The following is a 25,474-nucleotide window of genomic DNA, read 5'->3' as shown; positions in this document are numbered from 1 at the left end:
CCATCACGGCGCGGGCAACTCGGGGCGCGGCGGTCGCAATCGCGGCCGGAACACGCGCCGCAGGAAGCGCCAAAGCATCACGATCAGCGCCACCGCCAGCACCACGAACACCACCAGCGCCACCAGGAACCACAGCGGCTCCTGCAGCAACATCCACAGCCCGCCGGCGAACAGCGCGTCCTCGCCGAGGGAGGTGGTGACGTTGGTCACCGGCTCGGGCGAGGTGTTGATCGCCGCGCGCGCCCCCGCCTTGGCGAAGTGCGTGCCCGCCGCCAGCGTGCCGCCGGCCAACGCCGCCGCCACCTGCAAGGCGCCGCTCTGGTCGCCCATCACCGCCGCGGCGAGCGCCGCACCGGCCGGGATGCGGATGAAGGTATGCACCGCGTCCCACATCGAATCGACCCAGGGCAGCTTGTCGGCGAAAAACTCTGCCAGCAGCATCACCCCGGACACCCCGAGCAGCAGCGGATGGGTGAGCACTTCCAGCCCGCCCGGCACCTGCACGCCGCCGAAGCGCCCGAGCGCCCCGAGCACGAACACCAGCGCATACAGCCGCAGCCCGCTCGCCCAACCCAGACCCGCCGCCAATGCAGCGAGCGAGGCCATGTCGAGCGGCACACCGCTCCAGTCGAGCAGCGCGGTGAGCTCGGTCGGCCAGCTGCTGAAGGCGTAGGCGTCCATGGCGGTGTCTCCGGATGTTCGTCAGGCGCGGCTGGCAGCGCGGTCCGTGCGCTTGCCGGCCACAGCCCGGCCGCGCCTCAGCCCTGCTTGATCCACGCCGCAGGGCGCTTGTCGAGGAAGGCGGCCAAGCCTTCCTTGGCCTCGGGCGTCACGCGCAGGCTGGCGATGCGGCGCGCGGTGTCTTCCACCACCGCATCGCTCACCGGCCGGTTGGCCACCGCGCGGATCAGGTCCTTGGCCGCAGCCTGGGACTTCGGCCCGCCCTGCAGCAGCGCCTCGACCACCTCCTTGACTTTGGCGTCGAGCGCCTCGGTCACCACCGCCTCGTGCGCCAGCCCCAGTTCGGCAGCGCGCACCGAACCGATGCGCTCCGCAGTCTGGAAGTAGCGATAGGCCTGACGCTCGCCGATGGCGCGGATCACATAGGGGCTGATCGCCGACGGGATGATCCCGAACTTGACCTCGGAGGTCGCGAACACCGCCTTGTCACCGGCGATGCAGATGTCGCAAGCGCTCGCCAGCCCCATGCCACCGCCGAGCGCCGCGCCATGCACGCGCGCGATCGTCGGCTTGTTCATCTCGGCCAGCGTACGCAGCATGCCGGCGAGCTTCATCGCGTCGGCAAAGTTCTCCGCCTCGCTCGCCTCGCCGGCGGCCTTCATCCAGTTGAGGTCGGCGCCGGCCGAGAAGCTCTTGCCGCGCCCGGCCAGCACCACCGCGCGCACCGAATCGTCCGCATCGAGCTCGATGCAGGCCGTCGTGAGGTCGGCGATCAGTTGTGCGTTGAAGGCGTTGTGCACGTCCGGACGGTTCATCCAGATCGTCGCCACGCCGGCTTCGCGGGCGATCTCCAGGGTCTCATAGCTCATCTCAGCCCCCTTACATCCGGAACACGCCGAACTTCGTCGGCTGGATCGGCGCGTTGAGCGCGGCAGACAAGCTCAGCCCCAGGATGCGCCGCGACTGTGCCGGGTCGACCACGCCGTCGTCCCACATGCGCGCGGTGGCGTAATAGGGATGGCCCTGGGCCTCGTACTGGTCGCGGATCGGCGCCTTGAAGGCTTCTTCCTCTTCCTTGCTCCAGGCGCCGCCCTTGGCCTCGATGCCGTCGCGGCGCACGGTGGACAGCACGCTCGCCGCCTGCTCGCCGCCCATCACGCTGATGCGCGAATTCGGCCACATCCACAGGAAACGCGGGCTGTAGGCACGGCCGCACATGCCGTAGTTGCCGGCGCCGAAGGAGCCGCCGATGAGCATGGTGATCTTGGGCACCTGCACGGTGGCGACCGCGGTCACCATCTTGGCGCCGTCCTTGGCGATGCCGCCGTTCTCGTACTTGCGCCCGACCATGAAGCCGGTGATGTTCTGCAGGAACAGCAGCGGGATGCCGCGCTGGCCGCACAGCTCGATGAAGTGCGCGCCCTTCTGCGCCGACTCGCCGAACAGGATGCCGTTGTTGGCGACGATGCCCACCGGGTAGCCGTGGAGCTGGGCGAAGCCGCACACCAGCGTGGTGCCGTAGCGGGCCTTGAATTCGTCGAAGCGCGAGCCATCGACCACGCGGGCGATGATCTCGCGCACGTCGAAGGGCTTGCGGGTATCAGAGGGGATGATGCCGTAGATCTCTTCCGGGTCGTACAGCGGCTCCTCGCCCTGCCCGAGCGCCAGGCTGATCGGCTTCGTCCGGTTGAGGTTGGAGACGATGCGGCGCGCCAGATACAGCGCGTGGGCGTCGTTCTCGGCCAGGTGGTCGGCCACGCCCGAAAGCCGGGTGTGAACATCGCCGCCGCCGAGGTCCTCTGCCGTCACCACCTCGCCGGTCGCCGCCTTCACCAGCGGTGGGCCGCCGAGGAAGATGGTGCCCTGGTTCTTGACGATGACGGTCTCGTCCGACATCGCCGGCACGTAGGCGCCGCCGGCGGTGCACGAACCCATCACCACCGCGACCTGCGGGATGCCCTTGGCCGACATGTTGGCCTGGTTGTAGAAGATGCGCCCGAAGTGGTCGCGGTCGGGGAAGACCTCGTCCTGCCGGGGCAGGAAGGCGCCGCCCGAGTCGACCAGGTAGATGCAGGGCAGGTTGTTCTGCTCGGCGATCTCCTGCGCGCGCAGGTGCTTCTTGACCGTCATCGGGTAGTAGGTGCCGCCCTTCACCGTGGCGTCGTTGGCCACGATCATGCACTCGACGCCCTGCACGCGGCCAATGCCGGTGATGACGCCGGCGCTCGGCGCCTCGTCGTCGTACATGCCGTACGCGGCCATCTGGCCGACCTCGAGGAAGGCCGTGCCCGGGTCGAGCAGGTGGCCGACGCGGTCGCGCGGCAGCAGCTTGCCGCGCGCCGTGTGCTTGGCGCGCGCCGACTCGCCGCCACCGAGGCTGACCTGGGCCGCCTTGGCGCGCAGGTCCTCGACCTGGGCGCGCAGGCTGGCGGCGTTGGCCTGGAAGTCTTCGCTGCGGGTGTTGATGCTGGATTTGATCACGCTCATGGGGGCGCTCCGCTCAGCGAGTTTCGGTGAAGAGTTCGCGACCGATCAGCATGCGACGGATCTCGCTGGTGCCGGCGCCGATCTCGTACAGCTTGGCATCCCGCCACAGGCGGCCGACCGGGTATTCATTGGTGTAGCCCACGCCGCCCAGGGCCTGGATCGCCTCACCCGCCATCCAGGTTGCCTTCTCGGCGGTGTAGAGGATCACGCCGGCGGCGTCCTTGCGCAGGCTGCGCGCGTGGTCGATGCGGTCGCAGGCCTGGCCCACGGCGTAGGCGTAGGCGCGGCAGGCACTCCAGGTGGAGTACAGGTCGGCGATCTTGCCCTGCATGAGCTGGAACTCGCCGATCGGGGTGTCGAACTGCTTCCTCTCGTGCATGTAGGGCACGACCACGTCCATGCACGCCGCCATGATGCCGAGCGGGCCGCCCGACAGCACCGCGCGCTCGTAGTCGAGGCCGGACATCAGCACCTGCACGCCGCGGCCGATGTTGGCCTCGCCGCCGAGCACGTTCTCCAGCGGCACCTCGACGTCGTCGAAGAACAGCGGGTAGGTGTTGGAGCCGCGCATGCCGAGCTTGTCGAGGTGGGTGCCGCAGGAGAAGCCCTTCATACCCTTCTCGATGATGAAGGCGGTGATGCCCTTGGGGCCGGCGGCGAGGTCGGTCTTGGCGTAAACCACCAGGGTGTCGGCGTCGCCGCCGTTGGTGATCCACATCTTGGCGCCGTTGAGCACGAAATGGTCACCCTTGCGATCGGCGCGCAGCTTCATGCTCACCACGTCGGAGCCGGCGTTAGGCTCGGACATCGCCAGCGCGCCGACGTGCTCGCCCGAGATCAGCTTGGGCAGGTACTTCTGCTTCTGCGCCTCGGTGCCGTTGCGGCGGATCTGGTTGATGCACAGGTTTGAGTGCGCGCCATACGACAGGCCCACCGAGGCCGAGGCGCGCGAGATTTCTTCCATCGCCACGATATGGGCGAGGTAGCCCATGTCGGTGCCGCCGTACTCCTCGCTCACCGTCATGCCATGCACGCCGAGGTCGCCGAGCTTCTTCCACAGGTCGGCGGGGAACTCATTGACGCGGTCGATCTCGGCTGCGCGCGGGGCGATTTCCGCCGCGCAGAAGGACTGCAGCGTATCGCGCAGCGCGTCGATGGTCTCGCCGAGGTTGAAGTTCAGGCTGGGCACGTTCATGGGGTGTCTCCTTCTCGAGGTTGTCCTGGCGCGATGGGCTCCTTGCGCAAAATCCATTATGGACGGCGCATGCCCGGGAATGAATGGAGATTAGCGGGGCGGGGCGTTCGACGAGTGCCATCATGGTTGCAATTCGTGCCACGCGGACTAGCATTCCGATGCATGAAGATCCTCGCCCCCTCGCCCGCCGAACTCACTCGCGGCCGTGCCGCCACGCCGATCGCCTTCATCCGCGCGATCGTCACCGGGTATCGGCTGCGGGGCATGGATCCGGCCAGCGCGCTCGCGCAGGCGCAGATCCCGTCGGCCTTGCTGGACGACCCGAGCGCACGCGTCACCGCGGCGCAGATGGAGCTGATGTCGGGCGCGGCCATGCAGGCGCTCGACGACGAGGCGCTGGGCTGGTTCTCGCGGCGCCTGCCCTGGGGCAGCTACGGCATGCTGTGCCGGGCGTCGCTCACCGCGCCGACGCTGGAGGTGGCGCTCAAGCGCTGGTGCCGCCACCACCGTCTGCTCACCGAGGACATCGTCTTCGAGCTGACCCAACGCGGGGGGCTCGCCACGATCGGCGTCACCGAGCACGCCGCGCTCGGCGAACTGCGCGAGTTCTCCCTCGTCAGCACCCTGCGCTACCTGCTCGGCTACGCCTGCTGGGTGGTGGATTCACGCATCGCGCTCACCGCGGCCGCCTTCCCCTTTCCCGCCCCGGCCCACGCCGACGCCTACGCCTACCTCTTCGCCGGCCCGGCGCGCTTCGCCGCAGAATCCGCCAGCATCGCCTTCGACGCGCGCTACCTCGCGCTGCCGGTGCGCCGCGACGAAAAGGCCTTGCAGACCATGCTGCAGCGCGCGCTGCCGCTCACCGTGCTGCAGTACCGCCGCGACCGCCTGCTGGTGCACAGCGTCGCGCAGATCCTCGCCGCTGACCCTGCCGCCACCCACACCGCGGAAGACGTCGCTGCCCAGCTCAACACCTCGGTGCGCACACTGCACCGGCAGCTCAAGGAGGAAGGCGTGTCACTGCAACGGCTGAAGAACGAGTCGCGCCGCGAACACGCGGTGAAGCTGCTGCTGCAGACGACGAAGCCGGTCAAGCAGATCGCCGCCGCGGTGGGGTTCGACAGCGAGAAGAGCTTTGCGCGCGCGTTCCGGGAGTGGACTGGGGTGGCGCCGAGCGCGTACCGGACGAGCATTGGGTCGGCACCGTAGCCAGTGCCGCGCGCAACGGATTTAATGCCGCCCGTCCGGCCAAACCCCGCTAGTTGACCGGCATCACGAACTCCGGCCCGTTCGAGCCGCTGTCGGGCCAGCGCTGCATGATGCTCTTGTAGCGCGTGTAGAAGCGCACGCCTTCCTCGCCGTAGGCGTGGTGGTCGCCGAACAGGCTCTGCTTCCAGCCGCCGAAGGAATGCCAGGCCATCGGCACCGGAATCGGTACGTTGATGCCCACCATGCCGACCTGGATCCGGTTCACGAAGGCCTGCGCAGTGCGCCCGTCGCGGGTGTAGCAGGCGACACCGTTGCCGAGGGCGTGGGCGTTGATCAGCGCCACCGCGTCGGCGAAGGTGGATACGCGCACCACGCACAGCACCGGCCCGAAGATCTCCTCGTCGTAGATCCGCATGCCCGGGCGCACGTGGTCGAACAGCGTGGGGCCGACGAAGAAACCGTTCTCGCGCCCCGCCACCGTCAGGCCACGGCCATCGAGCACCAGCTCGGCGCCCGCGTCCACCCCGGCGGCGATGTAGGCCTCGATGCGCGCCCTGGCCTCGGCCGTGACCACCGGGCCCATGTCGGCGCCCGACGCCTCGCCGTCATCGACCCGCAGCGTATGCGCACGCGCCCTGACCCGCGCCACCAGGTCGTCGGCGATCGAACCCACCGCAACCGCCACCGAGATCGCCATGCAGCGCTCGCCGGCCGAACCATAAGCAGCGCCGATCAGCCCGTCGGCGGCCTGGTCGAGGTCGGCGTCGGGCATCACCACCATGTGGTTCTTGGCCCCGCCCAGCGCCTGCACGCGCTTGCCGTGGCGCGCCGCGGTCTCGTGGATGTGACGGGCGATCGGCGTCGAGCCGACGAAGCTCACCGCGGCGATATCGGGGTGCGCGAGCAGCGTGTCCACCGCCACCCGGTCGCCCTGCACCACGTTGAACACGCCCGCGGGCAGCCCGGCCTCGCGGAACAGCTCGGCGGTGAGCAGCGAGGGCGAAGGATCGCGCTCGGACGGCTTGAGGATGAAGGCGTTGCCGCAGGCGATCGCCACCGGCGCCATCCACATCGGCACCATGAAGGGGAAGTTGAACGGCGTGATGCCGGCCGCCACCCCGATCGGCATGCGCTGGCTCCAGTTCGCGATGCCACCGCCGACGTCTGCGGAGTGCTGGCCCTTGAGCAGTTGCGGGATGCCGCAGGCAAACTCGATGATCTCCAGCCCGCGCTGTACCTCGCCCTGCGCGTCGGGGAAGGTCTTGCCATGCTCGCGCGTGATCAGGCGCGCGAGCTCGTCGGCGTGCCGCTCGACCAGCGCCTTCATCTTGAACAGCACGCGTGCGCGGCGTTGCGGCGCATGTTCGGCCCAGCTCACCTGCGCGCGCACTGCAGAGGCCACCGCCGTGTCGACCTCGGCCATCGTGGCCAGATCGACCTCGCGCGCAACGCGGCCGAGGGCGGGGTCGAACACCGGACTGGTGCGGGCGCCGTCACCCTGACGGATTTCATTGTCGATCCAGTGGCCGACGCGCGCGGGCGCGGCCGTGCAATGCATGCTCATCGTCTTGTCTCCTCGCTGACGGATTTCGTTCTATTGCCTGGCTGACCGCTACCTGGCCAAGCCCACCGCGAAGCCCCCGACGAGACGATGCGGACAGGCCGACCGGGCCCCGTCGGTCAGGACGCGCATGGACGGCCATCTTAGAACAACCCCGGTCCCGCCAACCTGCCCGGAAGCTGCTCAGCAGAGCGTCGGCTGCCCACGGCCCCATGGATCCGATTGACCCTGCAAGCTTCTGGACTATGGTTAAGACGTTGCCAGACAGGAGGCGCACATGACAAATCCATCCATCCGGGCCACGATGCGGGCGCTGCTGGTCGTCGCTTTCATGTTCGGTCCCGCCGTCGTGTTACCGGCTCCCATTCCGGGCACACGGGTCGAACTCCAGCCGCCGGAAGGATTCACGCCCTCGCGGCGTTTTCCCGGATTCGAGCACCCGGCGCAAGGGGCCTCGATCATGGTCAACGAAATACCGGCCGGATACGCCGAGCTGCGCGCCGGGTTCACGCGCGAAGGGCTGGCGTCACGCGGCATGCAACTGATCGAGATGAAGGACGTGGCGGTCGCCGGCGCGCCCGCGCTGCTATTTCACGTCACTCAACAAGCCGCCGGCATCGACTTCCGCAAGTGGATGCTGCTCGCCCCGCGCGGAAACGAGAGCGTGCTGGTGGTCGGCACGTTTCCACGCACGGCACCCGCGCCATTCGGCGAAGCGGTGCGCCTCGCGGTGCTGAGCACGTCGACGACAACCGGGCAGACCGACCCCATGGCAGACCTGCCGTTCCATGTCGACGCGGGCTCGCGGCTCAAGCTCGCCCAGCGCATGGGAAACATGCTCGTCCTGACCCGCAGCGGCTCGATGGCGCGCACGTCGGCGGAAGAACCCTTGTATGTGATCGGCCCCTCCGTGGGCAGGGTCCCAATCGACGACCTGCAGCGCTTCGCCGAGGAGCGCGCGCGGCAAACCGTGGAGATTTCCGGCTTGCGCGGCATCCAGGGCCGCAACTTGAAAGTCGATGGGCTCGAGGCGTACGAGATCGTCGCTGATGCAAACGATCTGCGTAGCGGGCTGCCCTTGCGCTTCTATCAGGTCGTCGCGCCCGATCCTGGTGGCTACGTCATCTCCCAGGGGCTGGTCGGCACCGACATCGCAGCGGAATACCTTCCGGAGTTCCGCCGTCTCACCGAGTCCTTCCGACGCCGCCAGCCAACGGTCACAAGTCGACGCGGCACTTCGGCGACGCAATAGCATGAACGTACCCGTTCGCTGCCAGATCCGCGCTGTACAGCTCAAAGCACACTTTCCGCTTCAAAGCATTGCGCTGCTGCGCGTGGCTGACCTCTACGCGCTCAGGCCTAGAGAAAGTTGCTCGGATTCGTGCACATCTGCCGGGACGCTGCCGGCGCGGGCGCCTGACCGGACAGGTCGAGGGTCGCGCCGTAGTAGGAATTGGCGTTCGCAAACGGCGCGGTGCGCTGGGCAACCTCCAGCCGGAAGGGCGCGCGTCCAGGCGCATTGCCCGAGAACACGCGCTGCCACTCGCCACTGCCGAACTCCTCGCAGGCGATCTCGGTCAGCGTGACACCGCGCGCCCGCATCGCGCCGACGATGTCATAGGGTGGCTGCGCCCCGATCTCCATCCAATTCACGCCCAGCGTTTTCGCCACGGGCGAGCCGGTGACGGACACGCTCAGATCGCCCAGCCGGCCGCTCGCCGACAACTGGCGTGCGCCGGGTTTCGCTGCCCAGCGCACACCGCCCAGGCGCTGACGCAGGCTGGCCAGCGCCACGGCTTCGCCCGGTGCCGCGGGCAAGGCGGCGAGCAAGGCATCGGTCGCCGCCGCGCTCGCGCCGATCTTGTTCCAGTCCGCCACGCATTGCTCGTCGGCCCAACGCGCGGCGTCGGCGCTGCGCGACACATAGGCCTGGCGGCATTCGGCGAGAAAGCGCGGACGCGCCTCCTGCGGCACCACCAGGGGCGCGGGCACCGAACCGGCTACGACGGCGCCGGTGGTCCTGTTCATGTTGTCGAGCTCCACACTCGGGACGGGCGGGCGTGCCTGCGCCGAGGCGACCGACGAGACGAGGATGCCGAGGGCGAGCGCAAGAAGGTTTCTGTACATGGCGGCGACCTCCGGATTGCTTCTGCAGCCTAGACGTCGGGTTGGCCATGGGCAAGGCCCACCGAGGGCGCATCGCGAACCGGCACGGCTTGTGCATTTCGCACTGCACCCACTGTGCCGGTGTCGGGATTTCTTACACCGAGATCATTTCAAAAAAAATATATTTGCATCAAACACCTATGCTTCAAGGATCTAGGATGAATGGCACGGGGATTGCTTTGTGATACGACTACCGTCTGACGGACGATCTTGTAAGCCCACATGGAGTCACCATGACCAGCATGAAGAACACTGCTCTCGCCATTGCGTTCGCAAGCCTGAGTCTCAGCGCCAACGCAGCCGTCATCTCGTTCGAAGCCCCGCTCAACCTGGAAACCACCGAGATCAACCAGACACTGACTCTGGATCAGTTCGACAGCAGCCTTGGCACGCTCGACTCGGTCACAATCCAGTTCTTCGGCCGGGGCAAATCCAGCGCCACGATCGAAAATACCTCTGCCAACCCGCAGAGCTACCGCTTCATCAGCGTGCTGGATCTGGTGTTCTCCGGCCCCTTGTCTAACTCCGTGTCAATCGAGCTTTTCAACACCAACGGATTCGTGTCGATCGCCAACGGCACAACACTCGACCTTGGCTCTGTCGACATCAGTGATTCGCTCACACTTAACGTCGCCTCAACCGACTTCGTCCCTTATATCGGCACCGGCAATCTGGCCTTCACCTGCGTGAGCTTCGTCACCAACACCCAGACAGGCGGCGGCGGTAACGTCGTTGTCCGCCAGAACACTGAAGCTGGTTGCGGCGCGTCCGTGACGTACGCATACACGGCAGCGCCGACGACAAACCCGGTTCCCGAGCCCGGTTCGCTCGCCCTGCTCGGCCTCGGCCTGGTGGGCCTCGCAGGCCTGCGGCGCAAGACGCGCTGATCCGCTCCCGCTGATCGACCCCTGATAAACCGTCCCAAAAGGACGGTTTATCGCGTTCACGAGCCCAGTCGCCACGCACTCAAATGCATCCCTTCACCCCAGACCGGAGACGACAATGACGAAGCTCCTCCCCTTGCCCGCCCTGCTGCACGTGGCAACCCTCATCGTCTGCAGCGCGCTGCTCGCCACCCCTGCCCTCGCCGACGAGATCGACTGCAACGGCCGCATGGGCCGCGCCGCCATCGACGGCGACCTGCGCGTACCGGCAGGCAAGCGCTGCACGCTCGACGGCACGCGCATCGACGGCAACATCAAGGTCGGCCGTGGCGCCACCCTGCAGGCACGCGGCGTGCGGGTTGAAGGCAATATCCAGGCCGAAGGCGCGCGCGAGGTCGCGGTGGCCAATTCGCGTATCGGCGGCAACATCCAGCTCGAACAGGGCAGCGCGGTGCGGGTCGATGGGGTCGAGGTCGACGGCGACATCCAGGTGTTCTCGAACCGCGGCGCGATCCGGGTCAGCCGCAATCGGGTGGACGGCAACCTGCAGTGCAAGCAGAACCGGAACCGGCCGAGCGGCGGCGGCAATCGGGTGCGCGGGAACAAGGAGGATCAGTGCGCGCGGCTGTAAGCGCAGCCCGTGGGCGAGGATGGCGAGGCGAGGCGACGCACGCCAGGCTTGCGCCCCGCTTCATCGGGGGTGACACTTCGCCGCCCAACCGAGCATTCACGCGGCGTTTACCACGCCCGGCGCCCTGCTTCCGATCGCCCCAAAGCGCAGCGCCCCCTCTTCATCCCCCCGAGACACCGCAATGGACCTGCCCGCCCACCAGCTCACCATGACCGTCCTGATGACGCCCGACACCGCCAACTTCTCGGGCAAGGTCCACGGCGGCGCCATCCTCAAGCTGCTCGACCAGGTGGCCTACGCCTGCGCCAGCCGCTACGCCGGCCACTACGTGGTCACGCTCAGCGTCGATCAGGTGATGTTCCGCCAGCCGATCCAGGTCGGGGAGCTGGTCACCTTCCTCGCTTCGGTGAATCACACCGGCAACTCGTCGATGGAAGTGGGCATAAAGGTCGTCGCCGAGGACATCCGCGCCAAGGTCGTGCGCCATGTGAATAGCTGCTTCTTCACCATGATCGCGGTCGATGACGACGGCCGGCCGACCAAGGTGCCGGCACTGTCGCCACAGACGGCCGACGAACGCCGCCGCTGCGCCGAAGCCGAGGTGCGCCGGGCGATGCGGCGCGAGCTGGAGCGCAAGTTCGCCGAGGTGCACGGCGGAGACTAAAGGGTGGCTGATGGGCAACGGGCGGCCTTGTCAGCCCTGAATCCATGGTGATACCTTGGTAACACCCTGAAGCCTCAAGGAAAAACCATGACCACGACCTCACTCAAGCTCCCCGACGCGCTGAGGCAGCGTGCCGCGCAAGCCGCCCAGCGACAGGGCATTTCGCCGCACGCCTTCATGGTGCAGGCCATCGAGCAGGCAGCGACCCTGGCGGAACAACGTGCGGGCTTCGTCGCCGAGGCGCTCGGCGCTCGTGAGCAGATGCTGGCAACCGGCGAAGGCTACGACGCCGCCGACGTGCATGCCTGGCTCAAAGCGCGCGTCACCGACCGCAAGGCCGCAAGACCGCAGGCCAAGACTTGGCGCGGCTGATCTATTCGGCGCGCGCACTCGACGAGCTCGAGCGCGTGACGGACTTTCTTGTCGACACTGATCCCGCTGCCGCGGCGGTAACGGCCGACCTGATCGCGGAAGCCGTGGCGATCCTCGCCCACCATCCCTTGATCGGCCGCCCGGCCGAGCATGGTCTGCGGGGTTTGGTCATCTCGCGTGGGCGAACGGGTTACGTCGCCCTTTACAGTGTCGAAACCGCGCAAGACTGCGTCCTGATCCTCGCCGTCCGCCATCAGCGCGAGGCGGGTTACTGGTCGTAGCTTACCGAGGCGCTCAGCTTCGCAGCACCCCCGCTGCCTTCTGCCCCGGCGGCGTCGGCTGTTCCTGCTGTTGCGGGCGCGCCGCGGCGTTGGCGCCGACCTGCGACATGGCCTCGTACGAGGCCAGCGCGCGCTGCGCGGAATAGTTGTTGCGCACGTCGCCGTTGGCGGCGGCGGCGCGGGCCTGTTCGACGGCGCGTGCTTCCACGGTGCCGTTGTCGGGGCTGGGCGCGGCCTGCGCCGACGCTTCGCCGCGCGCAGCAGTGCTGAGGGTGACGACGGCGCTGGGTTGCGCGGACGCGCTCGCGGCTGCGCCTTCTGCGTCGCTGGGGCGCTGGACCTGCGCTTCCTGCTGCGCAGCCTGCGCCTGGCGCACGTCGGCCGACCGCATCAGTTCGCGGGGGACCGGATTCATTCCGGCAGAGATCGCATCCATGGCATTCGCCTCGCTGTCATTGCTCGCATTCGTCCGCATCGCCGCCGCTGCGCGACCTGTGGGGGCAGCGCGCACGGTGCGCCAGCGCGAACGATTTGGGACTCATGCTCGCAGAGCTTCGGGCACCTGCGTGTGCAACCCGTCACGGCTGCGCGCATGTGGCAGGCGTGGACCACCCGGCCTGGGCACCCGGATCCGCTGCCGACCGCCGCCCCCCAAAAAAACACGAGGCCGGCCTTCCCCGTGCGGAAAAGGCCGGCCCCGCGGCTGCCATCAGACGCTGGTCAAGCCGCCAGCGCGCGCCCGATCACCAGCTTCTGGATGTCGCTGGCGCCTTCGTAGATCTGGCACACGCGCACGTCGCGGTAGATGCGCTCGACCGGGAAGTCAGTGACGTAGCCATAGCCGCCGTGCACCTGGATGGCGTCCGAGCACACGCGCTCGGCCATCTCGGAGGCGAAGAGCTTGGCCATCGAGGCTTCCTTCAGGCACGGCCGGCCGGCGTCCTTGAGGCTGGCCGCGTGCCACACGAGCTGGCGCGCGGCTTCGAGCTGCGTCGCCATGTCGGCGAGCCGGAAGTTCACCGCCTGGTGCTCGAAGATCGGCTTGCCGAAGCTCTCGCGCTCCTGCGCGTACTTGACCGCCGCCTCCAGCGCCGCGCGCGCCATGCCGAGGCACTGCGCGGCGATGCCGATGCGGCCGGCCTCGAGGTTCGACAGCGCGATCTTGTAGCCCTCGCCTTCCTTGCCGATCACCGAATCCGCCGGAATACGGCAGTCCTCGAACAGGATCTGCGTGGTGTCGGAGGCCTTCTGGCCCATCTTCTCCTCGATGCGGCCGACCTGGTAGCCGGGCGCGCTCGCGGGTACGAGGAAGCAGGTGATGCCCTTCTTGCCGGCGGCCTTGTCGGTGACGGCAAAGACGATGGCGACATCGGCGTACTTGCCGGTGGTGATGAACTGCTTGACGCCGTTCAGCACCCACTCGTCGCCCTCGCGGACTGCCGAAGTGCGGATCGCCGAGGCATCCGAGCCCACGTGCGGTTCGGTCAGGCAGAAGCAGCCGAGCTTCTCGCCGCGGGCGAGCGATTTCAACCAGGCTTCCTTCTGCGCGTCGTTGCCGAAGCGGTTGAGGATGCCGCAGGGCAGCGAGTTCTGCACGCTGACGATGGTCGAGGTGGCGCCGTCGCCGGCGGCGATCTCCTCCAGGGTCAGCACCAGGCTCATGTAGTCCATGCCGGCACCGCCCCATTCCTCGGGCACCACCATGCCGAGCGCGCCGAGTTCGGCGAGCTCGTTGAGCGCTTCGCGCGGGAAGGTGTGGTTGCGATCCCATTCGGCGGCGAAGGGGGCCAGGCGCTCCTGCGCGAAGGCGCGCATCGAGTCGCGGATGAGTTCCTGTTCCTGGGTCAGAATCATTGCACTGCTGTCCTTGTAGAAGTCCTTGCTAGGGGCATGGCGGGGCGGCCTCGTGAGCGGCCCCGCACCTGTCGATCAGATTCAGCCGCAGGCCACCGACGAATCGACCTCGATCGCCATCGCCGTGGCTTCGCCGCCGCCGATGCACAGGCTGGCCACGCCGCGCTTGAGGCCGCGCTTGCGCAGCGCGCCGATCAGCGTCACCAGAATGCGCGCGCCCGAGGCGCCGATCGGGTGGCCGAGCGCGCAGGCGCCGCCATTGACGTTGACCTTGTCGTGCGGCAGCTTCATCTCGTGCATCGCCGCCATGGTGACGACCGCGAAGGCCTCGTTGATTTCCCACAGATCGACGTCGTCGGTCGACCAGCCCGCCTTGGCCAGCACCTTCTGCATCGCGCCCACCGGGGCAGTGGTGAACAGCGCCGGTTCCTGCGCGTGGGTGGCGTGGCCAATGATGGTGGCGACCGGCTTGAGGCCGAGCTTGTCGGCGGTGGACTTGCGCATCAGCACCAGCGCGGCGGCGCCATCCGAGATCGAGCTCGAGTTGGCCGGCGTGACGGTGCCGTCTTTCTTGAACGCGGGCTTGAGGCCCGGGATCTTGTCGATCTGCGCCTTCGGCGGCTGCTCATCCTTGTCGACGACCACGTCGCCCTTGCGGCCCGACACCGTGACCGGCACCACCTCCCAGGTGAAGTCGCCGTTGCTGATCGCGGCCTGCGCGCGCGTGGTGGAGGCAATGGCGAATTCGTCCTGCGCCTGGCGGGTGAAGTCGAAGTGGCTGGCGCAGTCCTCGGCGAAGGTGCCCATCAGGCGGCCCTTGTTCTCCTTGGAGTAGCTGTCTTCCAGGCCGTCGAGGAACATGTGGTCGAACATCTGGCCGTGGCCGAGGCGGTAGCCGGCGCGCGCCTTGGGCAGCAGGTAGGGCGCGTTGGACATGGACTCCATGCCGCCGGCGACCATGATCTCGTTGCTGCCGGCGAGGATCAGGTCGTGCGCCAGCATGGTGGCCTTCATGCCCGAACCGCACACCTTGTTGATCGTGGTGCAGCCAGCCGACAGCGGCAGGCCGGCGCCGAGCGCGGCCTGGCGGGCGGGCGCCTGGCCGACGCCGGCGGGCAGCACGCAGCCCATGATCACTTCTTCGACCTGCTCGGGCTTGAGGCGCGCGCGCTCCACCGCCGACTTGATGGCGACGGCGCCGAGCTGCGGCGTGGTCAGGCTGGCGAGATCGCCCTGGAAACCGCCCAGCGGCGTGCGGGCGACGGAAACGATGACGACGGGATCGGACATGCGGTTCTCCTGATTGATTGGTGTTGGTCTGGGTTGCAAGTGCCGCGCTCAGCCACCGAGCGCGTCGAGCGCCGCGACGTAGCGCGGCATGAGATCGTCCGGGCGGCTCACATTCACCCCGAGGTCGCGGATCAGGCCGTTCTTCAGGCCGTAGATCCAGCCATGCACGGTGAGCGGCTGGCCGCGCTGCCAGGCGTCCTGCACGACCACGGTCTGCGCCACGTTGGCCACCTGTTCGATGACGTTGAGCTCGCAAAGGCGGTCGTGGCGCAGCTCGGGCGGCAGCGTGTCGACCGCGCGCAGGTGGCGCACATGCACGTCCTGCACGTGGCGCAGCCACAGATCGACGAGACCGACGCGCGCGCGCTCGAGCGCCGCCTTGACGCCGCCGCAGCCGTAGTGGCCGACGACCATGATGTGCTTCACCTTGAGCACGTCGACCGCGTACTGGATGACGGCGAGGCAGTTGAGGTCGGTGTGCACCACCACGTTGGCCACGTTGCGATGCACGAAGACTTCGCCCGGCAGCAGGCCGACGATCTGGTTGGCCGGCACGCGCGAATCCGAGCAGCCGATCCACAGGTATTCCGGGCTCTGCAGGTGCGACAGCTTCTCGAAGAAGCCGGGGTCGAGCTGCTGCATCTGGCGCGACCACGCCTGGTTGTAGTCGAAGAGGTGGAAGAGGTTCTCGTTGTTGACCGCGTCCTCGGACCACTGCGACAGGTCGAGGGTGAGGAAGACCGTGCCCTCGACCGGGCTCGGGTAATACGCCGGCGCCTCGGTGAAGCCGAGCTCGCGGTACAGCTTCATCGCGATGCGCATCGCCGGCAGGGTGTCGAGCAGGATGCGGCGGTAGCCCAGCTCCTGCGCCGCCTTGATCGCCGCCAGCGCGAGCTGCCGCCCCAGGCCGCGCCCGCGCATGTCGGGGTCGACATAGAGCCGCTTCATCTCGCACACGCCCTCCGAGAACCGGCGCACGCCCACGCAGCCGCAGGGCACGCCGTCCATCTCGACGAAGAACAGGCGGCCGCCGGCCTCGCCATAGGCGCCCGGCAGGTTGGCGACCTCGTCGGCAAAGCCCTGGTAGCTGAAATCCACCCCCAGCCACGCGGCGTAATTGCGGAAGAACTGGCGCACCTGCTCCAGCTCGGTGACATCGGACGCGCCAAGCGCGCGCAGGCGATAAGTCATTTCAGCTCCCGTGGTCCGGTTCGTCCGATGCACGCACCCTCATCAGCCGGCGCGCTCGCTCTTGCCCTGCATCGCCATGATCGTCTGCTGCATGATCGCGCACAGCGTCCATTGCTCGTCGCGGATCGCATACACGTCGGCACGGGTCACGATCAGCGTGCGTCCCGGACGCACCACCTCGCCGCGCGCCACCAGGCGCTGACCGTCGGCCGGCGCGACCAGGTTCATCTTGTACTCCACCGTCAGTACGCTGGTGTCGGCAGGGGTCAGCGTGTTGGCGGCGTAGCCCGCGGCCGAGTCGGCGATCATGCCGACCACGCCGCCGTGGATGAAGCCGTGCTGCTGGGTAATCTCGGGCCTGTGCGGCAGATGGATCTCGACATAACCGGGCTCGACCAGCGCCATCTCGGCGCCGATCAGGCTCATCGCGTGCTGGAGCCCGAAGCTCGCGCGCACGCGCTCGGCGTAGTTCGGATCACGGGGCTGGAACTGCGGCATTTCGGGTCGCATGTTGGGGTCTCCTCACGGCGGTTTACTGCTTGTTTTAACGTTTACGTCAACGTAAACTCGGCACTGAAAAAATGCAAGCGCTCAGGCAATCTCGTGGCGGCCTCAGCCGACGCTGGCACGATCGATCCGGCGCACGAGCTCGGCCCGCGCCGCGGCCGCGCCCTCGGCGTTGTCGCCAAGCAGGGCCTCGCACTGGCGCTCGAGCATGTCGATCTCCTGGAGCACCGCTTCGATGTCGCGACGCTGCTGTTCCATGGCCGCGCGCCGCACCGCCAGCGCGGTGAGAAAGCGCTGCAACTGCGGCGCCGAATTGCGCACGCCGCCGTACATGTCGAGCAGCTCGCGGATCTCGGCCAGCGACAGGCCGAGGCGCTTGCCGCGCAGGGTCAATTTGAGGCGGGTACGATCGGCCTTGGTATAAACACGGGCGCGGCCCACGCGCGCCGGGGTCAGCAGGCCCTGGTCCTCGTAGAAGCGAATCGCCCGCGGGGTGATGTCGAATTCGCGCGCGAGTTCGGTGATGGTGAAGGTTTGTTCGTTGCCCATGCTCGGTCACGATGGCCAGCCTCCTGAATCTGCAGAAGCTAACGCAATTTATTGATTTAATTACTGATAACGAAAAAGTCGAACCGAAGTTAAGCAGATTCCCGGGTTTTGGGCAATGCGCACGCAGCGCTGTGCCTGCCCGCCCCCGGATCGCCCTCCCGGACAGGACAAGACCATGAGCACAGCCCCGACCCCAACCACTCAGACCCAACCCGACCTCCTCTACCCCTTCGACACCCTGCCCGACCCTGGCACCACACTTGAAGTGGCGCCCGGCGTGCGCTGGGTGCGCATGCGCCTGCCGTTCGCGCTCGACCACATCAACCTGTGGCTGCTCGACGACGGCGACCGCGTGGTCGTCATCGACTGCGGCTACGCCTCGCCCGACACCCAGGACGCGTGGAACGCCGTGCTCGCCGCCGACGGCAGGCCGATCGGCCGCGTCATCGTCACCCACCACCACCCCGACCACGTCGGGCTGGCCACCTGGCTTGCGGCGCGCGACGGCGCCCCCATCCACATGACCCAGGGCGAGTTCTTCGCCGCGCAGGCGATCTGGCACCAGACCCCGGGCTACTCGGTCGTCGACATGCTCGACCAGTTCCGCCGCCACGGCCTGGCCGACGAGCGCCACGACGCCCTGTCCAGCCGCGGCAACGCCTACCGCCGCGGCGCGCCCGAAGTGCCCGGCCACTACCGCCGCCTGTTCGACGGCGACGAAGTACGCATCGGCGCCCACACCTGGCGCGTCATCGTCGGCTTCGGCCACGCGCCCGAGCACGCCAGCCTGTACTGCGCCGAGCTCGGCGTGCTCATCTCGGGCGACATGCTTCTGCCGCGCATTTCCACCAACGTCAGCGTGTATGCGGCCACGCCGCACGACGACCCGCTGGGCTGGTTTCTGCGCTCATTGCGGGAATTGTGCAACATTCCCGACGACACGCTCGTGCTACCATCCCACGGCAAACCTTTCAAGGGTATTCGATCAAGGGTTGATCAGCTCGTCGAGCATCATCGCGAGCGCTGCGAAGTGTTGCTGGCTGCCTGCCGCACACCGCGCACCGCCGCCGAACTGTTGCCGACCCTGTTTCCACGCGCGCTCGATACCCATCAGGTCATGTTCGCCATGGGGGAGGCCATTGCCCACCTCAACCACCTCGAGAGTCAGGGAGCACTGTCGAGGCAGGTCGATGCGAACGGCCTGATCCGTTTCAACCCTTGCCACCAAGCCCGCCCCAAATAACAGGAGCCCCATACACATGGCCGCACCCAGCACCGACACCCCCAAGTGTGACCTGCCCGACCCGCAGGAAGTCGCCAAGACCTACGCCGAAGTCGCCCGCCGCGCCTCGCACCTCATCAGCGACCACGTCCATCGTCAGCTCAAGAAGGGCGTCTCGACCCCCGCCGACGAACTCGGCATCGCCCAGGCCTTCATGGACATGATGGCCAAGCTGCTGGCCAACCCCTACAAGCTCGCCCAGTCGCAGATGAACCTGGTGTGGGATTACTTCTCGCTGTGGCAGCACTCGATGATGCGCGTCGCCGGCCTCAGCGCATCGCCGATCGCCTCGCCCGAGAAGAGCGACAAGCGCTTCAAGGACGAACAATGGGAAGAGCACTTCCTGTTCGACTTCATCAAGCAGTCGTACCTGATCGCCGCCCGTCACATCCATGACACCGTGAGCGGTGTCGACGGCCTCGACGACCAGACTCAGAAGAAGGTCAACTTCTACACCCGCCAGTACATCGACGCCCTGTCGCCGTCGAACTTCGCGATGACCAACCCCGAAGTCTTCCGCGAGACGGTCAAGAGCCACGGCCAGAACCTGCTCAAGGGCCTCAACAACCTGCTGCGCGACGTCGAAGACGGCGGCGGCAACCTGCGCGTCAAGATGACCGACACCACGGCCTTCGAGCTGGGCAAGAACGTCGCCACCACGCCGGGCAAGGTCGTGTTCCAGACCGAGATGATGCAGTTGGTGCAATACACCCCCAGCACCGACAAGGTGCTGAAGAAGCCGCTGCTGATCGTGCCGCCGTGGATCAACAAGTTCTACATCCTCGACCTGCGCGAGAAGAACTCGTACATCAAGTGGTGTGTTGACCAGGGTCACACCGTGTTCGTGATCTCGTGGGTCAACCCCGACGAGCGCCTGGCCAGCCGCGGCTTCGACGCCTACGTCAAGGATGGCGTGCTCGCCGCGCTCGACGCCATCGAACAGCAGACCGGCGAGAAGGAAGTGAACGCAGCCGGCTACTGCCTGGGCGGCACGCTGCTCGCCACCACGCTCGCCTACCTCGCTGCCAAGCGCCAGAAGCGCATCGCATCGGCCACCTTCTTCACCACCATGACCGACTTCACCGAACCCGGCGAGCTCGGCGTGTTCATCGACGAAGGCCAGGTCTCCAGCCTCGAGAAGAAGATGTTCGAGCGCGGCTACCTGGAAGGCTCGGAAATGGCCGGCACCTTCAGCATGTTGCGTTCCAACGACCTGATCTGGTCGTTCGTGGTCAGCAACTACCTGATGGGCAAGGACCCGTTCCCGTTCGACCTGCTGTACTGGAACTCGGACTCCACCCGCATGCCCGCCGCCATGCACAGCTTCTACCTGCGCACCATGTACATGGAAAACCGCCTCATCGAGCCGGGCGGCATCGAGATCGACGGCACCCCGATCGACCTCACCAAGATCAAGGTGCCGTGCTACTTCATCTCGGCGATCGAAGACCACATCGCGCCGTGGAAGAGCACCTACATGGGCGCCCGCCGCTTCACCGCGCCGGTGCGCTTCGTGCTGGGTGGTTCCGGCCACATCGCCGGCATCGTCAACCCGCCGGCGGCCAACAAGTACGGCTACTGGGTCAACCCGGCCGCCAAGCTGGCCGAAACGGGCGAAGCCTGGCTCGAAGGCGCCCAGCAGAACGCGGGCTCGTGGTGGACCGACTGGCAATCCTGGGTCACCGCCCACGACGCCACCGAGGCCGACCCGCGCGACCCCGCCAAGGGCAAGCTGAAGGCGCTGGAAGACGCGCCGGGCAGCTTCGTTAAGGCGCGTGTTGATGCGAAGGCTGCGGCTTGATCGGTGATGTGTAGAAGCGGGGAGGGGTGACCCTCCCCGTTTTTGCGTTTACGGCGTGCTCAATGAACTGAACGGTGGGAAAGTGTCGGAAATTTTTACACCCCGGAATGAGGATGCCTCAGGCGACGACCGCCCTCGCCTCGTCCTCGACACCAATACGGTACTGGCGTTGTGGATGTTCCGCGATCCCAAGCTGGATGCGCTGCGGAAGTGGATCGAGGCGGGGAGCAGCCGGCTCTACAGCCGGGAGGATGCGCTGGAGGAGTTGCGGCGGGTGCTCTCCTACTCGCAGTTCAAGCTGAACCAAACAGCGCAAGGCGCTCTAACCGACGATTATCGCGACCGTTTGATGACGTGCACTACGAAACCGCGCAGTGCATTGGCCGATAGCTGGGCGACGCTACCCCATTGCAGCGACCCAGATGACCAAAAATTTCTCGAGATTGCGGCTGAAGTGCATGCTACGCATCTGCTTACCCGAGACAAGGCCTTATTAAGGCTTGCGCGTCATCGCCTTGTGCAAGGGCGCTTCACGATCGTGACGCCCGAAAGGCTCTCGACCACCCTCTTGAAGGCGGCGGGGTAGCCAGCCTGCCCATCCACTGGCCTATGGCGAAGGTCTCGCCTCGCGAACTGTTTTTGCCTGCTTCGCAAGCTCAAATTGCCCGAGCCAGTCAAACGGGTGTCGGTATTTTTTACACAGATCGAACCCTCGGTGCGCGCACCCCTCCCCCCACTCAAACAAGCCACTGTTTTATATATAGATTCCTACGCACCTCAATCTGGCACCAGTCTTGCTTCGAAATTGTGCGGCCAGTCATCTAGAACTTGCCATCAAACTCGAGACCGGTGCTCGGCGGATTACTTGAACAATTAGGGACCATGCATCCCGGAGGTTAAGGATATGAGCAAGAAGACATTTTTGTCCGGCATGATTGCTTCCGCTCTGGTCGCAGGGCTGAGCGTCGGAATGAGCACATCTGCCTCGGCTGCGGTTATTCAATGTAGCTCCCTCACGCCTGACATCAGCAGCCAAGTCGTAACGAACGCAGGCTGCGAGATTCTCTCTCCGCTGAACGGCCAGGTAAATGATGATGTAGCCGGAACCGCAGTGAATGAAGGGGGTTTTTTTGGCGCGACAGCTAGTGACCCTGATTCGCTTTGGACATTCGGTGGCAAGTACCTTGAGAGTGGCTCAACACCGTATGCAGGCATATCGATCACTGGCACGGCGCTTGAAGGCACATGGTCCGTCGACCAAACTGTACTGAACATGTATGAGATCATGTTTATCTTCAAGGATGGCAACGATACCAACTTGGTTGGTTACCTGATTGAGACGACCTCGGGAACTTATGAAACGCCGTTCTTGCTGCCCCCATTCGTTGCTGAGAATGGGAACGCAACGTCGAAGAATATCTCCCACGTCTCTGTTTATTACCGCGACGCCGGCGACGGCGGACCTCCGCCAGCAGAAGTCCCAGAACCCGGTCCGCTCAGCTTGCTTGGTCTTGGTCTGATGGGTCTGTGGTTCGCACGGCGAAAAATCAACGCCTGATGCCTGTTCTTCCCAACAAAAACGCCGCATCTTGCGGCGTTTTTGTTGGGCTGGCGCCCCCGAGTGGCTCGCAACACACGACCAACGGGGCGAACCTGGATTTCAGCGTGTCACACGGATGCTGTGGCTGCCCACGTTGCCCGCTGCATCGTAAGCCTCGAGCGTGATCGTGTGCGAACCGGCGGAAATCTTCTTGGTGTTCAGGCGGTAGGAGATGCTGGAGCCGCTGACCGAGGCCACCTGCCCGCCATCAACCAGCAGACGCAGATTGGTTACACCGACATCGTCCGTGGCACTGCCGGTGATGGCGACGTTGCCGCTGATGACGCTGCCATCCGTCGGGTTGCCGAGCTTCGCGACGGGCGCGACGACGTCCTGGACCTTTTCGACGACCGGGTCGCTGACAACCGGCTCTTCCACCACAGGCTCTTCCACCACGGCGTTGGCCACCGAAACCTTCACGCTATGCGACGCGGCGTTGCCCGCGGCATCGTACGCGTAAGCGGTGATACTGGCTTCGCCATCAGGCGTCTGCGCGCTGTCCCAGCTGAACCCGTAGGGCGCGGCCGTGTCCGAGCCGATCTTGACACCATTGACCAACAGATCGACACGACTCACGCCGGCATCGTCGGTCGCGGCCACATCGACGGCGACCAGGCCCTGCACGTTGGTGCCGCCCGACGGCGACGTGATGGTGGTGCTCGGCGCCGTGCTGTCGACCTTGACTACCGCCTTGGTCGCGGCAACCGCCGCAGCGGCATCGACACGGCCGTTGCCGAAGTACTTGTCGAAGCCCGCGGCGCCCAAGTCGATCGCGCTGGAATACAGCGCCTTCTCGAGGTCGGCAGGCGAGAGTGCCGGGTTAGCCGACATCATCAACGCCACCACACCTGCCGTGATCGGGCTGGAGAAGGACGTTCCCGAAACCGCGCCGTAGCCGCCACCGTTGACCGTCGAATAGATGCTTGTACCGGGCGCGGCCACATCCACGAAGCTGCCGAAGCTCGACCAGCTCGCCTTATTGTCGTTGCTGTCGGTTGCTGACACCGTGATCATTGTGTCGCTGGGCGCGATCGTCTCTTCGACACCGTAGTTGCCGGCGGAAGTGACGACGAGACCGCCCTTGTTCTTCATGTACTGCGCGGCGCTACGGGCCGACGAGCTCGTCTCGACACCATAGAAGCTGAGGTTTGCGACACGAGCACCACGGTCGGCCGCCCAGGTGAGTGCGCTGGCGATCGCGCTGTACGAGGCCCAGCCATCAGTTCCGGTGACGCGCATCGGCATCACCTGTGCGTCACTCGCCACAGCTGCGACACCGATACCGTTATTGGTCAACGCCGCGGCAGCGCCCGCCACTTTGGTGCCATGACCGTAGACGTCAGCCGTATCCGCGTTGTTGTTGTAGGTGTTCCAGCCCGGCACCAGCTTGGAGGCAAGGTCGGGATGATCAGGATCGACGCCCGAGTCGAGGATGGCGATGACGACATTTCTGCCGGAGCTCGTCTGCCACGCAGTGGGCGTACCGATCTTGGGCAGATGCCAGCCGTTGGCGTAGTACGGGTCGTTGGTCGTGCTCGGCTTGACCAGCATGTCGCGCTCGGCGAACTTGAGATGCTTGTTGTTCTTCAGCAGCGCTGCGACCGCTTTCTCGGAAGCCTGCGGCGGGAGCTGGATGACGCGGACGTTGATGCCGTCGATCTTGCCGACCTGCTTACCGCCCTGCTTCTTGATGATCTTGTCGAATTCAGCCTCGGACAGGCCGGCGCGCGGTTGCACGAGGAGGCGGCCGGGCACCCATTGCGCCTCGTCAGCCGCGAAAGCCTGGGCGGGAAGAAGCGCCGCGCCAAGGGCAACGACGAGGGAAGCAAGGACGGGCTTGCGAAGGGATGCGGGCGTTTTCATCTGTAGCTCCATGCGGTGTCTGGGTCTCGGCCCTGGGGCTCGACCTCGAGATCGCGTGGAGATACAGCAGCGCTTGTCCCTGAGCGGACAGCGTCACTTTCCTGGCAATCCCGCTGTCATGAGGCGCTAGCCTTGTAGACCGGTGATTTTGCGTCCCCGACTTTCGACGGGTTTGCCTTTTTCAGGCCGCGGCGGTGATTCAAATCCGGCGCGGATGGTACTTGTTCAGTGCAGCAAATTTGGCGGTTGTTAATGGATGTTACCTTTCCATATCCTCCTGCAAGGGTCAACGGCCCACTCCCGGAAACCTTTAGGGGTTTCGTGATCTTTTTCTCGCTGCAACAGTGATTTACGCGCAAACGACGGTGTGGCGCGGCCTGCAGCCGGGGAGCCAGAACAGCGGCATCATCCGCTCGGCTCGGCGAGCGCCCGCCGCAGCGCGCACAACCAGCGCACCCCCGCCGCAGCACGGCTGCCGTACCACGAAACCATCTCGCCATCGACCAGCAGCGCCGGGCGCGCGGCAAGCTGTTCGACTTCCTGAAGATGCTCGGCGCGGAAGCGGTAAGGCTCGGTCGATAGCAGCACGCGCTCCACGCCGGCGAGCCACGGCGCATCCCAGGTAAAGGCGGGATAACGCGCCGCGCCGGTCTCGCCGCCCTCCACCGCGGGCAGGGTGTGCCAGCCGACCGCTGCGAGCGTGGCGGCGATGTAGGTGTCGCGGGCGATGGTCATCCAGGGCTCGCGCCAGATGAGGTAGAGCACACGCTCGTCGGGCAGCGTGGCGCGCAGCGCGGCCGCCTCGTCGAGCGCGGCGCGCAGGTCGTCAGCCAGCCGGGCCGCAGCGTCCTCCACCCCGAACAGAGCACCGAGCAGCGCGAACAGCGCGAGGTTGTCCTGCGGCGTATTGGGATGGGTGACGACGATGTGGGGCACGAAGGCGGCCAGCTCATCGACCGTCTCGCGCCGGTTCTCGTCCATGTTGACCAGCACGTGGGTGGGCGCGAGCTCGCGTATGCGCTCGAGCTTCACGTCCTTGGTGCCGCCGACCTTGGGCACGGCGCGCAGGGCTTCGCGCGGATGGACGCAGAAGCCGGTACGCCCGACCACGCGCTCGCCCAGGCCGAGGTCGAAGAGGAGTTCGGTGAGCGAGGGTACCAGCGAGACGATGCGCGCCGCACTGCCTGCGGGCTGGTGTGCCTGCCCTGCAGCATCGACCAGCGTGTCGCCGGTGCCGCACAGTTCGTTCGATTCCATATGTTTGCGATCGGTTTGAGAGTCCGCGATTGTAGCGTGACACCCGAAGGACGAATCGCGGCCAGGCCAACCCCCGAGCCGCCCGGGAGCCCGCCCCAATGCGCTCTCCGGGAAATCCCGGGTGACATCACAACAGGTTTTGTGCAAAG

25 protein-coding genes and 1 riboswitch are annotated in these 25,474 nt (G+C 66.3%); of the genes, 11 read left to right on the top strand and 14 right to left on the bottom strand.

Annotation, left to right across the window (positions count from 1 at the left end):
• Nucleotides 1–3: 3 nt before the first annotated feature.
• From RBT54_RS00590 to RBT54_RS00575, 4 genes are all read right to left on the bottom strand, one after another.
• Nucleotides 4–681, bottom strand: a complete 678-nt coding sequence (locus RBT54_RS00590) for a DUF4126 domain-containing protein (protein WP_320363049.1) — start codon at nucleotides 679–681, stop codon at nucleotides 4–6.
• A 77-nt stretch (nucleotides 682–758) separates the two neighbouring features.
• The gene (locus RBT54_RS00585) at nucleotides 759–1,550 is read right to left on the bottom strand and encodes an enoyl-CoA hydratase/isomerase family protein (RefSeq protein ID WP_320363047.1); all 792 of its coding nucleotides are present in this window, start codon (nucleotides 1,548–1,550) and stop codon (nucleotides 759–761) included.
• 10 nt (nucleotides 1,551–1,560) lie between these two features.
• Nucleotides 1,561–3,168, bottom strand: coding sequence for a carboxyl transferase domain-containing protein (locus RBT54_RS00580; protein WP_320363045.1), 1,608 nt, complete (start codon nucleotides 3,166–3,168; stop codon nucleotides 1,561–1,563).
• A gap of 13 nt (nucleotides 3,169–3,181) precedes the next feature.
• Nucleotides 3,182–4,363, bottom strand: a complete 1,182-nt coding sequence (locus tag RBT54_RS00575) for an isovaleryl-CoA dehydrogenase (protein WP_320363043.1) — start codon at nucleotides 4,361–4,363, stop codon at nucleotides 3,182–3,184.
• Between the two features lie 162 nt (nucleotides 4,364–4,525).
• Between RBT54_RS00575 and RBT54_RS00570 the strand changes: the two genes are divergently transcribed.
• On the top strand, nucleotides 4,526–5,572 hold the full coding sequence (locus RBT54_RS00570; RefSeq protein WP_320363041.1) for an AraC family transcriptional regulator: 1,047 nt from the start codon (nucleotides 4,526–4,528) through the stop codon (nucleotides 5,570–5,572).
• 49 nt (nucleotides 5,573–5,621) lie between these two features.
• On the opposite strand, the gene RBT54_RS00565 is transcribed toward RBT54_RS00570, so the two are convergent.
• Nucleotides 5,622–7,136 (bottom strand): CoA-acylating methylmalonate-semialdehyde dehydrogenase, encoded by a 1,515-nt coding sequence (locus tag RBT54_RS00565; RefSeq protein WP_320363040.1) that lies wholly within the window; start codon nucleotides 7,134–7,136, stop codon nucleotides 5,622–5,624.
• 274 nt (nucleotides 7,137–7,410) lie between these two features.
• Between RBT54_RS00565 and RBT54_RS00560 the strand changes: the two genes are divergently transcribed.
• Nucleotides 7,411–8,385, top strand: coding sequence for a hypothetical protein (locus RBT54_RS00560; RefSeq protein ID WP_320363039.1), 975 nt, complete (start codon nucleotides 7,411–7,413; stop codon nucleotides 8,383–8,385).
• 107 nt (nucleotides 8,386–8,492) lie between these two features.
• Here RBT54_RS00560 and RBT54_RS00555 read toward each other — a convergent pair whose 3' ends face one another.
• Nucleotides 8,493–9,260, bottom strand: coding sequence for a hypothetical protein (locus RBT54_RS00555; protein ID WP_320363038.1), 768 nt, complete (start codon nucleotides 9,258–9,260; stop codon nucleotides 8,493–8,495).
• Between the two features lie 272 nt (nucleotides 9,261–9,532).
• On the opposite strand from RBT54_RS00555, the gene RBT54_RS00550 reads away from it, so the two are divergent.
• From RBT54_RS00550 to RBT54_RS00530, 5 genes are all read left to right on the top strand, one after another.
• Complete coding sequence (locus RBT54_RS00550) at nucleotides 9,533–10,186, top strand: choice-of-anchor E domain-containing protein (RefSeq protein WP_320363036.1); 654 nt, start codon at nucleotides 9,533–9,535, stop codon at nucleotides 10,184–10,186.
• 115 nt (nucleotides 10,187–10,301) lie between these two features.
• Nucleotides 10,302–10,814, top strand: a complete 513-nt coding sequence (locus tag RBT54_RS00545; RefSeq protein ID WP_320363034.1) for a hypothetical protein — start codon at nucleotides 10,302–10,304, stop codon at nucleotides 10,812–10,814.
• A gap of 181 nt (nucleotides 10,815–10,995) precedes the next feature.
• Nucleotides 10,996–11,478, top strand: coding sequence for an acyl-CoA thioesterase (locus tag RBT54_RS00540; protein ID WP_320363032.1), 483 nt, complete (start codon nucleotides 10,996–10,998; stop codon nucleotides 11,476–11,478).
• An 87-nt stretch (nucleotides 11,479–11,565) separates the two neighbouring features.
• Complete coding sequence (locus RBT54_RS00535) at nucleotides 11,566–11,850, top strand: hypothetical protein (RefSeq protein ID WP_320363030.1); 285 nt, start codon at nucleotides 11,566–11,568, stop codon at nucleotides 11,848–11,850.
• Entirely contained in the window at nucleotides 11,838–12,131 is a 294-nt protein-coding gene (locus RBT54_RS00530) for a type II toxin-antitoxin system RelE/ParE family toxin (RefSeq protein WP_320363029.1), read from the top strand. The genes RBT54_RS00535 and RBT54_RS00530 overlap by 13 nt, the downstream gene beginning before the upstream one ends.
• Nucleotides 12,132–12,144: 13 nt before the next feature.
• On the opposite strand, the gene RBT54_RS00525 is transcribed toward RBT54_RS00530, so the two are convergent.
• The 6 genes from RBT54_RS00525 to RBT54_RS00500 form a co-directional block, all read right to left on the bottom strand.
• Complete coding sequence (locus RBT54_RS00525; RefSeq protein ID WP_320363027.1) at nucleotides 12,145–12,567, bottom strand: hypothetical protein; 423 nt, start codon at nucleotides 12,565–12,567, stop codon at nucleotides 12,145–12,147.
• Between the two features lie 284 nt (nucleotides 12,568–12,851).
• Nucleotides 12,852–13,985: an acyl-CoA dehydrogenase gene (locus tag RBT54_RS00520; protein ID WP_320363025.1), complete on the bottom strand. Its 1,134-nt coding sequence runs from the start codon at nucleotides 13,983–13,985 to the stop codon at nucleotides 12,852–12,854.
• An 81-nt stretch (nucleotides 13,986–14,066) separates the two neighbouring features.
• Nucleotides 14,067–15,275 (bottom strand): acetyl-CoA C-acetyltransferase, encoded by a 1,209-nt coding sequence (locus RBT54_RS00515; protein WP_320363024.1) that lies wholly within the window; start codon nucleotides 15,273–15,275, stop codon nucleotides 14,067–14,069.
• Nucleotides 15,276–15,323: 48 nt separating this feature from the next.
• Entirely contained in the window at nucleotides 15,324–16,466 is a 1,143-nt protein-coding gene (gene can, locus RBT54_RS00510) for a carbonate dehydratase (RefSeq protein WP_320363022.1), read from the bottom strand.
• A 42-nt stretch (nucleotides 16,467–16,508) separates the two neighbouring features.
• Nucleotides 16,509–16,976, bottom strand: coding sequence for a PaaI family thioesterase (locus tag RBT54_RS00505; protein WP_320363020.1), 468 nt, complete (start codon nucleotides 16,974–16,976; stop codon nucleotides 16,509–16,511).
• Nucleotides 16,977–17,078: 102 nt separating this feature from the next.
• The gene (locus RBT54_RS00500) at nucleotides 17,079–17,522 is read right to left on the bottom strand and encodes a MerR family DNA-binding transcriptional regulator (RefSeq protein WP_320363017.1); all 444 of its coding nucleotides are present in this window, start codon (nucleotides 17,520–17,522) and stop codon (nucleotides 17,079–17,081) included.
• A 175-nt stretch (nucleotides 17,523–17,697) separates the two neighbouring features.
• Between RBT54_RS00500 and RBT54_RS00495 the strand changes: the two genes are divergently transcribed.
• The 4 genes from RBT54_RS00495 to RBT54_RS00480 all read left to right on the top strand — a co-directional run bounded on the left by RBT54_RS00495 (nucleotide 17,698) and on the right by RBT54_RS00480 (nucleotide 22,163).
• Nucleotides 17,698–18,765: an MBL fold metallo-hydrolase gene (locus tag RBT54_RS00495; protein ID WP_320363015.1), complete on the top strand. Its 1,068-nt coding sequence runs from the start codon at nucleotides 17,698–17,700 to the stop codon at nucleotides 18,763–18,765.
• A gap of 16 nt (nucleotides 18,766–18,781) precedes the next feature.
• A complete protein-coding gene (phaC, locus tag RBT54_RS00490) occupies nucleotides 18,782–20,605 on the top strand; it encodes a class I poly(R)-hydroxyalkanoic acid synthase (protein WP_320363012.1) in 1,824 nt (607 codons plus the stop codon).
• Between the two features lie 91 nt (nucleotides 20,606–20,696).
• Complete coding sequence (locus RBT54_RS00485) at nucleotides 20,697–21,191, top strand: putative toxin-antitoxin system toxin component, PIN family (RefSeq protein WP_320363298.1); 495 nt, start codon at nucleotides 20,697–20,699, stop codon at nucleotides 21,189–21,191.
• A 318-nt stretch (nucleotides 21,192–21,509) separates the two neighbouring features.
• Nucleotides 21,510–22,163 carry a PEP-CTERM sorting domain-containing protein gene (locus tag RBT54_RS00480; RefSeq protein ID WP_320363010.1) on the top strand — a complete coding sequence of 218 codons (654 nt, stop codon included), beginning with the start codon at nucleotides 21,510–21,512 and terminating at the stop codon, nucleotides 22,161–22,163.
• A 102-nt stretch (nucleotides 22,164–22,265) separates the two neighbouring features.
• Here the strand turns inward: RBT54_RS00480 and RBT54_RS00475 are convergent, their stop codons facing one another.
• Nucleotides 22,266–24,068, bottom strand: coding sequence for a S8 family serine peptidase (locus RBT54_RS00475; RefSeq protein ID WP_320363008.1), 1,803 nt, complete (start codon nucleotides 24,066–24,068; stop codon nucleotides 22,266–22,268).
• 100 nt (nucleotides 24,069–24,168) lie between these two features.
• A riboswitch (cyclic di-GMP riboswitch) is annotated at nucleotides 24,169–24,255 on the bottom strand.
• A gap of 218 nt (nucleotides 24,256–24,473) precedes the next feature.
• Entirely contained in the window at nucleotides 24,474–25,325 is an 852-nt protein-coding gene (locus RBT54_RS00470) for a helical backbone metal receptor (protein ID WP_320363006.1), read from the bottom strand.
• Nucleotides 25,326–25,474: the final 149 nt, after the last annotated feature.

The organism is Thauera sp. (assembly GCF_034003485.1).
In the GTDB taxonomy this organism is placed as follows: Bacteria; Pseudomonadota; Gammaproteobacteria; order Burkholderiales; family Rhodocyclaceae; genus Thauera.
The sequence above is the reverse complement of the archived record's forward strand: the minus strand, read 5'-3'. Positions and strand labels throughout refer to the sequence as shown.

Coding starts and splice junctions, on each gene's coding strand:
- RBT54_RS00590 (WP_320363049.1), bottom strand. CDS start 681: ATGGACGCCTACGCCTTCAGCAGCTGGCCGACCGAGCTCACCGCGCTG.
- RBT54_RS00585 (WP_320363047.1), bottom strand. CDS start 1,550: ATGAGCTATGAGACCCTGGAGATCGCCCGCGAAGCCGGCGTGGCGACG.
- RBT54_RS00580 (WP_320363045.1), bottom strand. CDS start 3,168: ATGAGCGTGATCAAATCCAGCATCAACACCCGCAGCGAAGACTTCCAG.
- RBT54_RS00575 (WP_320363043.1), bottom strand. CDS start 4,363: ATGAACGTGCCCAGCCTGAACTTCAACCTCGGCGAGACCATCGACGCG.
- RBT54_RS00570 (WP_320363041.1), top strand. CDS start 4,526: ATGAAGATCCTCGCCCCCTCGCCCGCCGAACTCACTCGCGGCCGTGCC.
- RBT54_RS00565 (WP_320363040.1), bottom strand. CDS start 7,136: ATGAGCATGCATTGCACGGCCGCGCCCGCGCGCGTCGGCCACTGGATC.
- RBT54_RS00560 (WP_320363039.1), top strand. CDS start 7,411: ATGACAAATCCATCCATCCGGGCCACGATGCGGGCGCTGCTGGTCGTC.
- RBT54_RS00555 (WP_320363038.1), bottom strand. CDS start 9,260: ATGTACAGAAACCTTCTTGCGCTCGCCCTCGGCATCCTCGTCTCGTCG.
- RBT54_RS00550 (WP_320363036.1), top strand. CDS start 9,533: ATGACCAGCATGAAGAACACTGCTCTCGCCATTGCGTTCGCAAGCCTG.
- RBT54_RS00545 (WP_320363034.1), top strand. CDS start 10,302: ATGACGAAGCTCCTCCCCTTGCCCGCCCTGCTGCACGTGGCAACCCTC.
- RBT54_RS00540 (WP_320363032.1), top strand. CDS start 10,996: ATGGACCTGCCCGCCCACCAGCTCACCATGACCGTCCTGATGACGCCC.
- RBT54_RS00535 (WP_320363030.1), top strand. CDS start 11,566: ATGACCACGACCTCACTCAAGCTCCCCGACGCGCTGAGGCAGCGTGCC.
- RBT54_RS00525 (WP_320363027.1), bottom strand. CDS start 12,567: ATGGATGCGATCTCTGCCGGAATGAATCCGGTCCCCCGCGAACTGATG.
- RBT54_RS00520 (WP_320363025.1), bottom strand. CDS start 13,985: ATGATTCTGACCCAGGAACAGGAACTCATCCGCGACTCGATGCGCGCC.
- RBT54_RS00515 (WP_320363024.1), bottom strand. CDS start 15,275: ATGTCCGATCCCGTCGTCATCGTTTCCGTCGCCCGCACGCCGCTGGGC.
- can (WP_320363022.1), bottom strand. CDS start 16,466: ATGACTTATCGCCTGCGCGCGCTTGGCGCGTCCGATGTCACCGAGCTG.
- RBT54_RS00505 (WP_320363020.1), bottom strand. CDS start 16,976: ATGCGACCCGAAATGCCGCAGTTCCAGCCCCGTGATCCGAACTACGCC.
- RBT54_RS00500 (WP_320363017.1), bottom strand. CDS start 17,522: ATGGGCAACGAACAAACCTTCACCATCACCGAACTCGCGCGCGAATTC.
- RBT54_RS00495 (WP_320363015.1), top strand. CDS start 17,698: ATGAGCACAGCCCCGACCCCAACCACTCAGACCCAACCCGACCTCCTC.
- phaC (WP_320363012.1), top strand. CDS start 18,782: ATGGCCGCACCCAGCACCGACACCCCCAAGTGTGACCTGCCCGACCCG.
- RBT54_RS00480 (WP_320363010.1), top strand. CDS start 21,510: ATGAGCAAGAAGACATTTTTGTCCGGCATGATTGCTTCCGCTCTGGTC.
- RBT54_RS00475 (WP_320363008.1), bottom strand. CDS start 24,068: ATGAAAACGCCCGCATCCCTTCGCAAGCCCGTCCTTGCTTCCCTCGTC.
- RBT54_RS00470 (WP_320363006.1), bottom strand. CDS start 25,325: ATGGAATCGAACGAACTGTGCGGCACCGGCGACACGCTGGTCGATGCT.